Raw genomic sequence first — 14,858 nt, forward strand, 5'->3', positions numbered from 1 at the left:
GCGCCGCGCACGAGTGACGGGCGAGGCCCCGCGCCCGCTGAGCCGCCGACCGCTGAGCCACGCACCGCAGAGCCACGAGGAGCCCCCATGATCCGCATGCGCACCGACTTCTTCGCCGAGTCCCTCGGCATGGGCACCTCGATGGTGGTGCTCATGCCGCAGGAGGCGGCCGGCATCGGGATGGGAGGGGCCGACGACGCAGGCGCTGCAGGCGGCGACGGGGTCGCCTCGCGCGGCGTCCCCGTGCTCTACCTCCTGCACGGGCTGAGCGACGACTGCACGATCTGGGAGCGCCGCACCTCGATCGAGCGCTATGCCTCCGAGCGCGGGATCGCCGTGGTCATGCCCGAGGTGCGCCGCTCCTTCTACACCGACGAGGCCGTCGGCGAGAAGTACTGGACCTTCGTCTCCGAGGAGCTTCCGCAGCTGCTCGCACGCACGTTCCGGATCTCCACCGCGCGCGAGGACACCTTCGTCACGGGCCTGTCCATGGGCGGGTTCGGCGCCTTCAAGCTCGCCCTGAACCACCCCGAGCGCTTCGCCGCCGCCGCCTCGCTCTCCGGCGCGCTGGATCCCACGGCCCTCGACCTCAGTCAGCATGCGGGCCAGCTCGCCCAGCGCATCTGGGGCGGTCAGGACATCGCGGGCACGGCCGACGATCTCCTGGGCCTGCTCGGCTCGGCCGATCCCACCGCTCTGCCGCAGCTGTTCCTGGACTGCGGCACCGAGGACCACCTGGTCACGCAGAACCAGGCGTTCATCGACCTGGCCGAGGAGCGGGGCGTCGACCTCACCTCCCGCCTGCGCCCCGGCATCCACGCCTGGGACTTCTGGGACCGCGGCATCCAGGACGTCCTGGACTGGCTGCCCGTCCGCGCGCGCTGAGGGGCGGGGCGCCACTCGCTCAGCCGCTCTCCGCTCATCGAGCCGCTATCCGACCCTCGAGCCCCCGTCCGATCCGTGAGAAGTACGAAATCGTTGCCAAGACCGGTTTTGGCAACGACTTCGTACTTCTCGAGGGCTGGGCGGGAGCTTCGGAAGGGGTACGGGCTGCGGATGGGTGCGGCGTGCGGCGGAGCCGGGGCCGCGGGATCAGCCGGCGACGAGCCAGAGCGCCGCGGCACCCGCGAACAGGGCGACCGTGATCGCCACCTCGAGGACCGATGGCCGTGTCGCCCGACGGAGACGACGGCGGTCCCGCCGCGCCGATGCAACCCCAGGAGTGCCGCGTGCAGGGAGCGCGCCGCCCGGAGCCGTCACCGCCGTCGGGGCAGCGGCCCGGCTGCGTGCGAGGGCGACCGCCGCCGCGCCGAGCGATAGCGCCACGAACACCCACCAGACGATCGTGAGCGCGCCGCCGATCGGCACCATCAGGCCCCCGAGCAGCAGGAAGAACCCGCAGCTCAGCACGTGATCGAGGATGCGCAGCGGGTGGCGGCGCCCCAGCAGCATGTGGACGAGCTCGAGGATCAGCAGCAGCGCGAGAAGCAGTGCCGCCCCGTAGGGAGCGAGGGCGAGCAGCAGAGTGGAGACGTTCATGCGGCGACCTCGCTGCCGAGGATGCGGAAGGCGAGGTCATCGGTCCCGGAGTCGGCCGTGTCCGAGAGCAGGACCCACCCCCGCTCCGCCTCGGGCGAGAAGCCGCAGAAGCTGTGGAAGCCGCCGGTCTCGCCGTTGTGCCAGACGGCGGAGCCGCCGCCCGCCAGCGCCGTCGTGAACCAGTTGACGCCCACAGAGGTCGACTCGTCCTGCTGCGCGGTGGGTCTGACCCCGTCGGCCCCGGGATTGGAGCCGTCCATCATCGAGCGCACCCACGCGACCATGTCGGCCGCGGTCGAACGGACGCCGCCCGCCGGCGCGAAGCCGTCCATGGTCCACGCCGCGCTGCGGTGACCGGTGCGCGTGAAGCCCGTCGGGGACTGCGCGCCGAGCCGCGAGGCGGTGATCGGGGCGCGCGTGGCCGCGAGGTCCATCGGCGTGAGCACGCGCTCCGCGAGCAGGTCCGGCCAGGACGCGCCGGCGGCGTGGGCGACGAGCTGCCCTTCGAGGGCGACGCCGTGATTGGAGTAGGCGACCGAGCCGCGGCCCACGGGCGACGCGTCCACGGCGAGGTCCACGACCTCCGGCGCGCTGACACCCGCGTACGGATCGCGGTGCAGGGGTGTGCGCCAGAGATTCTTCGCGAGCACGGGGCCCGGCAGGGACGGGATGCCCGAGGTGTGGTTCGCGAGCTCGCGCACGGTCACGTCCGCGATGGCCGAACCCTTCGCGCTCGCGCCGAGCACGTCCTGCACGCTCGCCTCGAGGTCGAGCTCGCCACGGCGGACGGCGTCCATCACGAGCGCCGCGGTGAACGTCTTCGTGGCCGAGCCGACCTCGAACTCCCGGTGCTCGTCGGCCCCGAAGCCCGCGAAGCGGACGTCGTCGCCGTCGATCAGGGCGCACGCGACGGTGCGCTGGCCGGTGAGGTGGTCGGCGAGCTCGGATGCGAGATCCTGGTCGCCCGTCGGTGCGCCGAGCCGCGCAGGTCGGGGGCCGGCCAGCGCGCCCGTGCCCAGCAGCGCGACGGCCGAGACCGCGCCGACCCCGAGCACTGTGCGGCGGGAGGGGCGGACGATGTCAGGGGCGCCCGACGCCGGGCCCTCGGATCCCGTGCCGTCGCTGTCCGCGGCGGCGGTCGTGGGTTCATCGCTCATCGTTCACGCCTCCTCGAGGGCCGTGATGATCGCGAGCAGGGGCACCACCCGCGTGGCCGGGATCGCCCAGCTCCCGCGGGCGGGCGAGGTGACCCAGCCGGCGCTCTGCAGCTGGTGGAGGTGGTGGTAGGCGACCCCCGTCGAGGCGAGGTCCAGCTCGTCGACGAGCTGGGCGACCGTGCACTCGGCTTCGAGCAGCTTCTGCAGCAGCGAGAGCCGAAGCGGGTGGCCGAGCGCCGCGACGCGCTCCGCCCGATCGGCCCAGTCCGCGCGCAGCAGCGGATCGGTGGGGCGGCCCCACTGGTACTCGACATGGCCGATCGGGAGGTCGACAGCGCCCGCGTAGACCACGCCGCCGGGCGTGGGGAGCTGCGACTTCAGCGCGTTCAGCGCCCAGAATCGGTCCGAGGCGGTGGGGTCGGCCGGATCGGTCGGGTCGGTGGCGGGATCGACCGCGTCCGACGAGGCTGGTTCCCCACCGGCGCCCGACGGAGCGGAGGACTCTCCCGCTGCTGACTCCAGTCGCGCCAGGACGCCCTCGAGCCTCTGCTCCATCCGGTCCATGCGGTCCTCGAGGCTGCCTGTCGAGGTCGAGGTCGAGGTCGAGGTCGAGGTCGAGCTAGGGGTGGAGTCGGGGATGGACGCGCCCGACGGAGCTTGCGTGGACGCTTCCTCGCTGTTCGCCATTCCTCGAGCCATCGTTCCTCCTCGTCGTCACCCGCGGTCAACCGTGCCGATCGTCGGTGTCATCGCCTGCCGACATGGAGATTACGGAAATCCGGAGGAGTTGACAAGTGTGAGGTGGGGGCACGTTCTGCCGCGGTTCCGGCCTCGGTCCGGAGTTGGTGTCCTTTTCCACCCTTTCCGGGGTTAGGTCGCAGGCCTTCGATGTCTCTGGGTGAGGTCTCACCGCGTATATGAGCTCGAGACCTCACCCAGCGACATCGAAGGGCTGTCAGCACTCCGCCCGGGCCGACCCTCCGCCCGGGTCAGGACGTCGCCCGCGCCGCTCAGGCTCGCCCCGCGCCTCGGCGATATGCTCCGGGCGTCCTGTCCGCACCGACATCCGGAGACGCCCGTGAACTGGCTGCATGCGATCCTCCTCGGCATCATCGAGGGGATCACCGAGTTCCTCCCGGTCTCCAGCACCGGCCACCTGAATATCGTCGAGAAGCTCCTGGGCTACGACATCGACTCCCGCGGCATGACCGCGTTCACGGCGGTGATCCAGGTCGGAGCGATCATCGCCGCGATCCTGTACTTCTGGAAGGACATCGTGCGGATCGCCGTCGCCTGGGTGCGCGGGCTGGTCAGCGCCGAGGCGCGCACCGACCCGGACTACACGCTGGGCTGGGGCGTCATCGTGGGGTCGATCCCCGTGGCGGTCGTGGGCCTGGCCTTCAAGGACCTCATCGAGGGCCCGCTGCGCAGCATGTGGGTGATCGCGATCGCGCTGTTCGTGTGGTCCTTCGCCATGTGGGCGGCCGATCGCATCCAGGCGAACCAGGTCGTCGCCAAGGAGATGCACCATGTCTCGGTGCTCGATGCGCTGATCATCGGCGTCTTCCAGGCGCTCGCGCCACTGTTCCCCGGCGTCTCCCGCTCGGGCGCGACGATCTCCGCGGGGCTCATGCTCGGCTTTGACCGGGTCACCGCGACCCGCCTGAGCTTCTTCATGGGGATCCCTGCGCTGGTCGCTGCGGGCGGGCTCGAGGCCGTCGGCTCGGCCGGCGACATCTCCGACGCTGTGGGGTGGGGGTCGACGATCATCGCCACCGCGGTGTCGTTCGTCGTGGCCTACGCGTCGATCGCCTGGCTGCTGCGGTTCGTCTCGAAGAACTCGTTCACCTCGTTCATCGTCTACCGCATCATCGTCGCGCTGGTGCTGCTGGGCCTGCTCGCGGGCGGGGTCGTCAGCGCCTGACCCACGCGGCGCGGGTCGTGACGGGATTCGCGGCCTGCGGACGGGCCTCGCTGCGCGGGCGTCGACGACCTATCCTGCTGTGACCAGCGCCGCCGCGAGTCGTCCCGGTGGGCGCCGGGCAGCCCGACCGTCGAGCACGAGGAGAGCACCCGTGATCACCTTCGCCGTCACCTACCACTACGCGAACGACCCGACCCGTCTCGACGAGCACCGCCCCTCCCACCGGGAGTTCCTGGGCGGCCTGCAGGAGCGCGGCACGATCATCGCGAGCGGCCCGTACACCGACACCGAGGGCGCTCGCGCCCTCCTGCTCGTCGAGGCGGCCGACGTCGCCGCCGTCGAATCGGCGCTCGAGGACGATCCGTTCCGCCGCGAGGGCCTGATCGCCGAGCGCGAGATCCACACCTGGAACGTGGTCATCGGCTCCCTCGGCTCCCTCGGCTCCTGACCGCGTCCGTCGTCCGACGGCGCCTGACCATGCCCGCCGGCGCCCCTCGGTGCCAGCCCCGCTGACGCCCCACTCCAGAACGGAACCCCATGCGCGAGCTGACCTACTACGTCGCCGTGAGCCTCGACGGGTACATCGCCGGTCCGGGTGGTGAGTTCGATGCCTTCCTCGCCGAGGGCGATCACATGGGACTCCTCTGGGAGCGCTTCCGCGGGACCGCGCCGACCGCCCTCGCCCGCGCCGTCGGGCTCGAGGTCGAGGACAGTCCCTTCGACACCGTGGTCATGGGCTGGAACACCTACGGCGTGGGCCTGCCCGATCACCACCTGGCCGACCCCTACCAGCACCTGCGGCAGATCGTCTTCACCCGCTCCCACGAGGCTCCATCGGGCAGCGACGGCGTGACCTTCACCGATGCGGACCCCGTCGAGAGGGTCCGCGCGCTCAAGCAGGAGGAGGGCAGGGGGATCTGGCTGTGCGGCGGAGGAGCGCTCGCCGCGGAGCTCGCCGACGAGATCGATCGACTCGCCCTGAAGATCAACCCGGTCCTGCTCGGCGGGGGCGTGCCGCTCTTCGGCCGACGCCCGTACGCGCCCTCGGCGTGGACGCGCGCGAACACGCGCGCCTTCGAGTCCGGTGTGGTGCTCGCGGAGTACACCCGGTCCTGAGCGGGTCTCCCGAGCACGTCGCCTGAGCGCGTCATCTGGCCGCGTCGGCCGCTCGCCCGCGCCGCGGCCTCAGCCCGCTGCGGCGGATCGCTGCTCGCCCTCGGCCTTCGCCTCGAGGTACTGGCTCGCGGTCGCCCTTCGCAGCACGGTCGAGCCGACCACCACGAGCGGCAGCGCGCCGCGACCGCCGTGGGCCTCGAGGAACTCGATCGCACACGGGTCGCGCAGCACGTTCACCCAGGCCACGTCCTCGCGGTCGCCGCGCACAGCGGTCTGCAGGCGCGCCGAGAGCGGATCGCCGGGGGCCCAGAGGATGATCGCGTGGGCGTCGTCGCGGCGCGAGAGCGCCTGGGCGAACGGCTCGTGGCGCCCGGCGCGCAGCGGCGAGGTCCAGTAGCCCATGAACACGGCCGCGACGACGAGCACCGCCGCCGCGATCTCCTGATCGGCGAGCAGCAGCAGCGCGGCCACCGCGAGCCCGCCCACGGTCATCAGCACGGGGCGGACCCACAAGCTCGCGCGGCTCATCCGTCGGCCCGCGTCGGGGGCGATCGTCGGCTCCATCGGCTTCTCCTCGAGTCCTTCGATCCTCGGGTCCCTGTCGGACCTCAGATCATCACGGCGGCGCTCGAGCGCTCCGCCGCGACGTCGATGAGGGCGTCGCGCAGCGCCTTGACCGCGGGGATCGCGGTCGCGCCGGGGCGGTTGATCAGGCCGATCGTGCGCTCGTTGAGCCCGGTCAGCGGGCGCACGGTGACGTCCGCGCACGGCGCGGCCTCGATCGCGCTCTCGGGCAGCAGGGCGATGCCGCCGCTGTGCTGGATCAGGCGCTGCACCACGATCGCATCGTCGGTGGTGTGCCGGACCCTCGGGCTGAACCCCGCGCGCTGCGCGTTGACCAGCAGGTTCGCGCGACACCGCTCGCAGCCCGCGATCCACTCCTCCTCGGCGAGGTCGGCCATGGTGAGGTCGGGGTCCTCGGCCCGGGCGTGGTCCTTCGGCAGCACCGCGAGCACGCGGTCGTCGAGCACGGGTGTCCACTCGAGGGCGCCCTCGGCGTCCACGGCGGTGCCCTCGTAGCGGAAGACCAGCGCGAGGTCGAGATCGTTGCTGAGCAGGCTCTGGATCGCATCCGGCGGCTCGAGCTCGTCGAAGGTGACGTCGACGCCCTCGGCCTCGCGGCCCATGCGCGCGAGCGCGGGCGGCAGCAGCAGCGCCGCGGCCGACGGGAACGTCGCGAAGCGCACGCGCCCGCGGCGCAGCGCCGTGATCTCGGCGAGCTCCTCCTCGGCGGCGTGCAGCGAGGAGGCGATCCGCTCGGAGTGGCGGAACAGGCGCTGTCCCGCCTCGGTGGGTGTGACGCCGCTCGAGGAGCGCAGCAGCAGCTGGGTGCCGACCTCCTTCTCGAGGGCGGCGAGATGCTGGGAGACGGCCGGCTGGGTCCAGCCGAGCTCGCGGGCACCACCACCGATGGTGCCGTTGCGCACGACCGTCCGGAAGATGAGCACACGACGAGGATCCATGGGGACGAGCGTACTCGGGTGACCCTAGGGATGCTTATGGGTTGGGCGCGAAGTCACCCGATCGGTCGCACGGAATGTCCGGGATCGCGGTCCGGGCCGGCTGTCGGGGGAGTCTGCGATCCTTGGAGCGGAGATGCGTCCACGAGCGTCGACGGAGAGGCCCCATGAGCACGATCGATCTGAACAGCGACATCGGCGAGTCCTTCGGCGCCTGGACCATGGGCGACGACGAGGCGATTCTCGACGTCGTGACCAGCGCGAACATCGCCTGCGGCTTCCACGCCGGGGACCCCTCGCACATGCGGCGCACGGTGCGCGCGGCGGCCGCGCGCGGTGTCACGATCGGCGCGCACGTCTCCTACCGCGACCTCGCCGGCTTCGGCCGGCGCTTCGTCGACGCGAGTCCCGACGAGCTCGCCGACGACGTGATCTACCAGATCGGCGCCCTGCAGGGCATGGCCCGCGCGGAGGGCGCCGGCGTCACGTACGTGAAGCCGCACGGCGCCCTCTACAACACGATCGTCCACCACGAGCAGCATGCCCGCGCGGTCGTCGACGCGGTGCGGGCCCTCGGCGGAGCGGCCGACGCGGCCGATGCGGCCGGCGCGAACGACGGGCCGGGCGGGCCCGACGGCGCAGGAGGGTCGGGCGCGCTCGCCCTGCTCCTGCTGCCCGGCTCCCGTGCGGCCGAGCTCGCGCGCGAAGCGGGGATCGCGGTGATCGGCGAGGCCTTCGCCGACCGCGCCTACACCCCCTCGGGCACGCTCGTGCCGCGACGGGAGAGCGGTGCGGTGATCGAGGACCCCCGTGAGGTCGCCGAGCGCATGGTCCGCTTCGCCACCAGCGGAGAGATCGAGGCGACGGACGGGACGGTCCTGCGACCCGAGGCGACGAGCATCTGCCTGCACGGCGACACCCCAGGCGCCGTCGACCTCGCCCGCGCCGTGCGCCGCGGCCTCGAGGACGCGGGCGTGGACGTCCGGAGCTTCGCATGAGCCCCCGCGAGGACTGGGCGGGGAAGGCCCGCGACACGAACCCGAGGCCCACACGCGGACGCGCCGCGAAGCGCGGGGACGGAGCCGGCGCGGCCTCGCCCCGCGTGCTGCCGATGGGGGAGCGGGCCCTGCTTCTCGAGCTGCCCAGCCTCGAGGACGCCCTGGCCTGGAACGACTCCGTGCGCACCGCGCCGCTGCCCGGCCAGGAGTGGAGCGTGGTCGCCGCCCGCACCGTGCTCGTGCGCTTCGGGACCTCGGCCGACGCCCTCGCGGCCGCCGAGGAGATCGCCGCGCGCACCCCGGAGGCGGGGAAGGCCTCGACGGGACGGACCCGCCGGATCGGCGTCGTCTACGACGGGGAGGACCTCGAGGAGGTCGCCCGCGCCACCGGGCTGAGCGCCGAGGCCGTCGTCGCGGCCCACACGGGCACGCCCTGGACGGCGGCCTTCGGAGGATTCGCCCCTGGATTCGTGTACCTGACCGGCGGCGACGCGCGCCTCGCGGTCCCCCGCCGGGACAGCCCGCGCACCCGCGTCCCGGCGGGAGCGGTCGCGCTCGCCGGGGAGTTCTCGGCCGTCTACCCGAAGGCCTCGCCCGGCGGCTGGCAGCTCGTGGGCCGCACCGACGCCGTCCTCTTCGATCCCGACGCGAAGGATCCCGCGCTCATCCGCCCCGGCGACACCGTGCGCTTCGAGGCACGGCGCGAGAGCGCGCGGGTGATGCGGCGCGGGCGCGGGACGGTCGACGAGGGGACGGCGGACGGAGTGGCCTCTGACGATGCCGCCTCGGACGGCGCCGCGGCCACCGGCGAGGCGCAGCCCGCCCCGCGCCCCTTCCCGGATGTCGCCGCAGGATCGGCCGCGCTCGAGGTCCTCGCCCCCGGCCCGCGCACCCTCGTGGAGGACTCCGGCCGGCCCGGTCTCGGCGACCTCGGGGTCACGGGCTCCGGTGCGGCCGACGGCCCCTCGGCCCGCCAGGCGAACCGCCTGGTGGGCAACGCCCCGGACGCGGCGGTCCTGGAGACGCTGCTGGGCGGGCTCCGCGTGCGCGCCCGCGGCGACCTCGTCCTCGCGCTGTCCGGGGCGATCGGCGAGGCCAGGATCCACCGGGCCGACGCCGAGGCCGCGCAGGAGGACGAGAGCGACCTCGACGAGGGAGAGGAGGCGGCCGCGCGCGAGGACGCGGGCTTCCCCGTCTCCCTGTGCGAACCCTTCGGCCTGCGCGACGGCGAGACGCTCGCCCTCGCCGCGCCGACGTCGGGACTGCGCGGATACGTCGCGGTGCGCGGAGGCATCGACGTGCCCGCCCAGCTCGGGAGCCGCGCGGCGGACACCCTCTCCGGCCTCGGCCCTCGCCCCCTCGCCGCCGGCGACGTGCTCGCCATCGGGCAGGCGGACGCGCACCGCAGCGTCGGCTCCCCCGAGGAGCCCGCAACCGTCCTGCCCCGGTCTCCGCAGGCCCCGGACCTCGACGACGACGCGGCCGCGGACCACGCGCCGTCGGACGACGCGGCCGCGGGCGATGCACCGTCGGACGGCGCGGCAGCGGAGGACTCGGCCGCCGGCGGCCTCACCGGTGCCGTGCTCCGGATCCGACGCGGCCCGCGGGCGGACTGGGCCGAGGACGACGCCCTGCTCGGACGGACCTGGGTGGTCGGCGGCCACAGCGACCGGGTGGGCGCGCGCCTCGAGGCGGCCGACGGCGACGCGCCCATGCGCCGGGTGCGCACCGAGGAGCTCGCGAGCGAGGGCCTGGTGCCAGGAGCGATCCAGCTGCCGCCCTCCGGGCTGCCCGTCGTGTTCCTCGCGGACCACCCCGTGACCGGCGGATATCCTGTGATCGCGGTGGTCGACGAGGCCGATCTCCCCCTGCTCGCCCAGCTCCCGCCCGGCACGAGCCTGCGCTTCGCACCTTCCGGTCACTGACGCCGCGCGTCCGCCGCGTCGCGCTCACCGTCCCGACACCTCCCTGTCATGTCGGCGTGGGGTCCTGGACATTCCGGGACGACATGCTCGATCCGCCCCTCGCGCCCCGGGGGAGTGCGGACGCGCCACTGCGACACGAGCGTCCGCACAGGATCACGCCGCGCCCATCGGTGCGGCGGCGGAGTCCGCGCTGCGCCCGATGGTGCGGCGACGGAGACCGTGCCGCGCTGCGCATGCCGCCGGAATCCTTCCGCCGGGGCCTCGTCCCCACGCGAAAGGACCCCTCGTGGTCATCCAGCTCCCTCTGCTCATGAAGGATCACGTGGCCGGCAAGCGGTCGCCCGTGACCTGTGCCCTGAAGTGCGCGAACGCGTGCCTCGGCGAGACCTGCAACAGCTCGTCGAACTCATACTTCCGTGACGTCGCCTCGGCCGCGCTGAGCCGCCGCGCCATGCTCGGCGGCACCGCCGCGGGTGCCCTCGCGATCGCCGTCGCCGGCACCGCGGGCGCTCCGTCGGCCGACGCGGCCCCCGTCGGCCCCCTGGCCGACGCCGGAAAGGGCCCCAAGGCCCCGAACGGCAGCCCGCTGCGCTTCGACGCGATCGACCCCGTCGACTACACCGTCGACGAGTTCACCGTCCCCGAGGGCTTCGAGTGGCACCCCATCATCAAGTGGGGCGACAAGCTGTTCTCCGACGCCCCCGACTTCGACTGGGGCGCCCAGACCGGCGAGGCGCAGAAGCGCCAGTTCGGCTACAACAACGACTACACCGAGATCCAGGAGATCCCGGACTCGGACGGCCTGCGCGCCGTGATGTTCGTGAACCACGAGTACACCAACGAGAACATCATGCTGCCGGAGGACACCGACGCCGAGACCGTCGCCGAGGTGGGCCTGAACGCCCACGGCCTGACCGTCGTCGAGCTGCAGCGCGAGGACCACGACTCGCCGTACGAGTACGTGGTCGACGCCGAGCTGAACCGCCGCTTCCTCGCCGACACGAAGTACGCCTTCACCGGCCCCGCCCGCTTCTCCGATCTGCTGAAGACCAAGGACTTCCCCCGCGGCAACGCCACCCGCGGCACCTTCGGCAACTGCTCGGGCGGCCTCACCCCGTGGGGCACGCAGCTCAGCGGCGAGGAGAACTTCAACGGCTACTTCCGCACCGCCGGCGACACCGACGAGGACAAGCGCTACGGCATGAGCGCGAAGGCCACCGCCCGCGGCTGGGAGAACGTGGACCCGCGCTTCGACACCACGAACGACGGCTACGAGAACTCCGCCCACCACTTCGGCTGGATCGTCGAGGTGGACCCGTGGGACCCCGAGTCGACCCCGCGCAAGCACACCGCGATGGGCCGCTTCAAGCACGAGGGCGCGAACGTCATCATCGCCGAGGACGGCCACGCGGTCGCCTACATGGGCGACGACGAGAAGTTCGACTACCTCTACAAGTTCGTCTCCGCGAAGAAGTACAAGGAGGGCAACCGCAAGCACAACATGACCCTCCTCGAGGAGGGCGACCTCTACGTCGCGAAGTTCGAGGGCAACTCGGGCACCATCAACGGCTCGGGAGCGGTCCCGAAGGACGGCTCCTTCGACGGCACCGGCCGCTGGATCCCGCTGATCGTGGACGGCAAGTCCGAGGTCGAGGGCATGGACGTGGACGAGGTGCTCGTGAAGACCCGCCTCGCGGCCGACAAGGTCGGGCCCACGAAGATGGACCGCTGCGAGGACGTCGAGCCCTCGCTGAAGAGCCGCAAGGTCTATGTGGCCTGCACGAACAACGACGGCCGCGGCACCGAGGGCAAGGCCGGGCCCGATGAGGTCAACCCCCGCACCGTCAACCGCGACGGCCACGTCGTCGAGATCGACGAGCTGGGCACGCAGTCCGGCACCTCCTTCGCCTGGAACGTGCTGCTCGTGTGCGGCGATCCTGCGCAGAACACCTCGACCTACTTCTCGGGCTTCCCGAAGAAGAAGGTCTCGCCGATCTCCTGCCCGGACAACCTGGCCTTCGACTCCGTCGGGAACCTCTGGATCTCGACCGACGGCGCCCCGAGCACCATCGGCTTCAACGACGGCCTGTTCCGCGTGACCCTCGAGGGGAACCAGCGCGGCAAGGTCGAGCAGTTCGCCTCCGTCCCGGTGGACGCCGAGACCTGCGGCCCGATCGTGCGCGACCAGGACCGCACCGCCTTCGTCTCGGTCCAGCACCCGGGCGAGGACGGCACCTTCGACGAGCAGGTCTCCTACTGGCCCGAGTTCGAGGGCACCGGCCCGAAGCCGACCGTCGTGCAGATCCTGCCCGCGCGCACCGAGTTCAGCGACGTGAAGAAGGGCTCTGAGCACTACGACGCGATCCAGTGGGCGGCCCTCAAGGGGATCATCCCCGGCCGGGCCGACGACACCTTCGCCCCGCGCAAGAAGGTCACCCGCGCGGCGCTCGCCGCGTTCCTCTACCGGGCTGCCGGGAAGCCCGAGGTGCGCCTGCCGCGCAACGAGCCCTTCCGCGACGTCGAGCAGGGCGAGACGAACAACTACCGGGCGATCATCTGGGCGAAGCAGGAGGGGATCGTCGGCGGCTACTCCGACGGCACCTTCCGCCCCACCCAGGCCGTCAGCCGCCAGGAGAGCGCCGCCTACCTCTACCGGTACGCGGGCTCCCCGTCCGCCCCGAAGCCGACCAAGGCGCCGTTCGGCGACGTGCCGGCGAGCTCCACCTTCGCCCGCCAGATCGCCTGGCTGAAGAAGGAGGGCGTGGTCTCCGGCAGCACCTTCCGGCCCACCGAGGCGCTCACCCGCGAATGGGCCGCCGAGTTCCTGCACGGCCTGATCGCCGAGCAGAAGGTCGCGTTCAAGGGCTGACGCCCGAGCCCGCGCGGGCACGGAGGTGCCGGCGCGGGCGTGAAGATATGAGCGTGGCGGAGCAGGATCCACGGATTCTGGTCCGCCACGCTCATATCTTGTGGGGCGGCCGGTCGCTGGGGGCCCGACGTCAGGAGTCGGTCGTCGAGGACGCGGAGTCCGTGCCCGCATCGCTGCTCTGCTGGTCGGGAGGCGTGCCGCCCTGGCCACCGCCCATGCCGCCGGCCTGCGACTGCAGGTCGTCGGCCGACGTGATCTCGGTGCCGTTCGCCGTCAGCGTCGCCCCGTCGAAGGACACGTCGCCGTTGGCGTCGACGGGTGAGTCGCCGCCGTTGTCGGCGCTCGTGATGGTGGTGTCGCCGCCGGTCAGCGAGATGGAGCCGTTCGAGTCGAGGCCGTCGTAGTCGGCGTCGATGGTGACGGTGCCGCCGGAGATCGACAGCCACGAGCCGTCGTCCTCCTCGCTGCCCCCGCCCGGGCCCTGCTGCTGGGCGTCGGTGCTGTCGCTCGAACTGCTCGAGTCCGTGGAGTCGGTGGAATCCGAGGAGCTCGAGGCGTCCGACGACTCCTCCGCCGCGGCCTCCTCCTCGGTGGTCGCCGCGGTGGAGTTGATGCCGTCGTCCGAGGCCGTGATGTCCACGGTGCCGCCCTCGATCATGACGTCGTTCGCCTCGAGGCCCTCCTGCGACTTCTCGATGGTCAGCGTGCCGTCGGCGACCTCGATCGCCTGCTCGGCGTCGATGCCGTCGTCGCCGGCGTCGATCGTGAAGCTGCCGGCGGTGATGAGCACCCAGCCGCGGTCCTCGTCCTCGTAGTTGTCGGACTTGATGGCGTCGCCGCCGCTGGTGATGTCGAAGGTGCCGCCGGTGATGTCCACGTAGTCCTTGCCGCGGATGCCGTCGTCGGCCGCGGTGACCGTGAGGTCGCCGCCGACGATCGCGAGGCCGTCCTTCGTGGAGATGCCGTCGTTCGTGTTTCCGGTGACCGAGAGCGCGCCGCTGCCGGAGATCGTGAGATCGGAGGCGGAGGCGATCGCCGCGACGGGCGTCGCATCGTCCGCGACCTCGTAGTCGGAGCCGTCCTCGACGGAGTTCTCGGTGCCGTCGGCCAGATACAGGGTCGCCTCGTCCGCGCTGGTCACGGAGATGCCGGGGCCGCTGCTCGAGGTGATCGAGGCGTCGTCGAGGATGATCGTGACGTCCTCGTCGTCCGGGGCGTCGACGACCAGCTGGCCGTCGCTGAGCGACCCGGAGACCCGGTACACGCCGCCCTCGGTGATCGTCACGGTCGAGCCGTCGACGCTCACCCCCGAGGAGTCGGAGGTCGAGCCGTTGTCGGAGAGGGTGATCGCCTGCTCGTCGGCCTCGTCCCAGTTCAGGTCGTCCTCGTCGTAGTGGGTGTCGAGGGTGGTCAGGTCCAGGCTCGACAGCATGTCGTTGCTCGCCGAGGTGCTCGAGCTCGAGGTGCTGCTCGCCGCCGCCTCGCTGCTCGAGGAGGCGCCGGTGACCGCGGTCGCCGCTCCGCACGCCGCGAGGGCGAGGGTGGCGGCGCCCGCCGCCACGGCGGCCATGGTCCGGCGGACGCTGCGCGCGCTGCGGCCGCGTCTGCGTCCGGTCGGCGGCGGGGTCGTCGACGGAGGTGCGGACGACGGCGGGGCAGGTGTCGCGGGCTCGGTGGTCGACGGGTTCTCAGGGGTGTGCTGGCTGGTCATGGTGATCGTGTCCTCTCGCGGCCCGGGGCCGTGGTGGTGGAAGAAGTGCCGATGGCTGAAGAAGTGCCGGTGGCTGAAGAAGTGCCGGCGACTGGTGCG

13 protein-coding genes are annotated in these 14,858 nt (G+C 72.4%); 7 read left to right on the plus strand and 6 right to left on the minus strand.

The features are described 5' to 3' along the window. The first annotated feature begins 87 nt into the window (after positions 1–87). Positions 88–885, plus strand: a complete 798-nt coding sequence (locus tag ACFQ53_RS11440; protein WP_377859716.1) for an alpha/beta hydrolase — start codon at positions 88–90, stop codon at positions 883–885. 207 nt (positions 886–1,092) lie between these two features. On the opposite strand, the gene ACFQ53_RS11445 is transcribed toward ACFQ53_RS11440, so the two are convergent. The 3 genes from ACFQ53_RS11445 to ACFQ53_RS11455 are packed head-to-tail and all read right to left on the minus strand — an operon-like array spanning position 1,093 to position 3,395. Then, positions 1,093–1,539, minus strand: a complete 447-nt coding sequence (locus tag ACFQ53_RS11445; RefSeq protein ID WP_377859718.1) for a hypothetical protein — start codon at positions 1,537–1,539, stop codon at positions 1,093–1,095. Continuing rightward, positions 1,536–2,696, minus strand: coding sequence for a serine hydrolase domain-containing protein (locus ACFQ53_RS11450; protein WP_377859722.1), 1,161 nt, complete (start codon positions 2,694–2,696; stop codon positions 1,536–1,538). Before ACFQ53_RS11450 ends, ACFQ53_RS11445 begins: the two co-directional genes overlap by 4 nt. 3 nt (positions 2,697–2,699) lie before the next feature. After that, positions 2,700–3,395 carry a helix-turn-helix domain-containing protein gene (locus tag ACFQ53_RS11455; RefSeq protein WP_377859724.1) on the minus strand — a complete coding sequence of 232 codons (696 nt, stop codon included), beginning with the start codon at positions 3,393–3,395 and terminating at the stop codon, positions 2,700–2,702. A 379-nt stretch (positions 3,396–3,774) separates the two neighbouring features. On the opposite strand from ACFQ53_RS11455, the gene ACFQ53_RS11460 reads away from it, so the two are divergent. The 3 genes from ACFQ53_RS11460 (at position 3,775) to ACFQ53_RS11470 (ending at position 5,736) form a co-directional block, all read left to right on the plus strand. Further along, positions 3,775–4,620, plus strand: a complete 846-nt coding sequence (locus tag ACFQ53_RS11460) for an undecaprenyl-diphosphate phosphatase (protein ID WP_377859726.1) — start codon at positions 3,775–3,777, stop codon at positions 4,618–4,620. 151 nt (positions 4,621–4,771) lie between these two features. After that, complete coding sequence (locus tag ACFQ53_RS11465) at positions 4,772–5,068, plus strand: YciI family protein (RefSeq protein WP_377859728.1); 297 nt, start codon at positions 4,772–4,774, stop codon at positions 5,066–5,068. 89 nt (positions 5,069–5,157) lie between these two features. Beyond that, on the plus strand, positions 5,158–5,736 hold the full coding sequence (locus ACFQ53_RS11470; protein ID WP_377859730.1) for a dihydrofolate reductase family protein: 579 nt from the start codon (positions 5,158–5,160) through the stop codon (positions 5,734–5,736). Positions 5,737–5,805: 69 nt separating this feature from the next. Here ACFQ53_RS11470 and ACFQ53_RS11475 read toward each other — a convergent pair whose 3' ends face one another. Together ACFQ53_RS11475 and ACFQ53_RS11480 are read right to left on the minus strand one after the other, a co-directional pair. Continuing rightward, positions 5,806–6,300: a hypothetical protein gene (locus ACFQ53_RS11475; RefSeq protein WP_377859732.1), complete on the minus strand. Its 495-nt coding sequence runs from the start codon at positions 6,298–6,300 to the stop codon at positions 5,806–5,808. A 44-nt stretch (positions 6,301–6,344) separates the two neighbouring features. After that, on the minus strand, positions 6,345–7,259 hold the full coding sequence (locus ACFQ53_RS11480; RefSeq protein ID WP_377859733.1) for a LysR family transcriptional regulator: 915 nt from the start codon (positions 7,257–7,259) through the stop codon (positions 6,345–6,347). 164 nt (positions 7,260–7,423) lie between these two features. Between ACFQ53_RS11480 and ACFQ53_RS11485 the strand changes: the two genes are divergently transcribed. The 3 genes from ACFQ53_RS11485 to ACFQ53_RS11495 all read left to right on the plus strand — a co-directional run bounded on the left by ACFQ53_RS11485 (position 7,424) and on the right by ACFQ53_RS11495 (position 13,048). Next, positions 7,424–8,254 carry a LamB/YcsF family protein gene (locus ACFQ53_RS11485; protein WP_377859735.1) on the plus strand — a complete coding sequence of 277 codons (831 nt, stop codon included), beginning with the start codon at positions 7,424–7,426 and terminating at the stop codon, positions 8,252–8,254. Next, on the plus strand, positions 8,251–10,179 hold the full coding sequence (locus tag ACFQ53_RS11490; protein WP_377859737.1) for a carboxyltransferase domain-containing protein: 1,929 nt from the start codon (positions 8,251–8,253) through the stop codon (positions 10,177–10,179). Before ACFQ53_RS11485 ends, ACFQ53_RS11490 begins: the two co-directional genes overlap by 4 nt. 286 nt (positions 10,180–10,465) lie before the next feature. Further along, a complete protein-coding gene (locus ACFQ53_RS11495; protein ID WP_377859739.1) occupies positions 10,466–13,048 on the plus strand; it encodes an alkaline phosphatase PhoX in 2,583 nt (860 codons plus the stop codon). A 130-nt stretch (positions 13,049–13,178) separates the two neighbouring features. Here the strand turns inward: ACFQ53_RS11495 and ACFQ53_RS11500 are convergent, their stop codons facing one another. After that, on the minus strand, positions 13,179–14,759 hold the full coding sequence (locus ACFQ53_RS11500) for a carbohydrate-binding domain-containing protein (RefSeq protein ID WP_377859741.1): 1,581 nt from the start codon (positions 14,757–14,759) through the stop codon (positions 13,179–13,181). Between the last annotated feature and the right edge of the window lie 99 nt (positions 14,760–14,858).

Origin of the sequence: Brachybacterium sp. NPDC056505 (assembly GCF_042794925.1) — a bacterium.
GTDB classification, from domain to species: domain Bacteria; phylum Actinomycetota; class Actinomycetes; order Actinomycetales; family Dermabacteraceae; genus Brachybacterium; species Brachybacterium kimchii.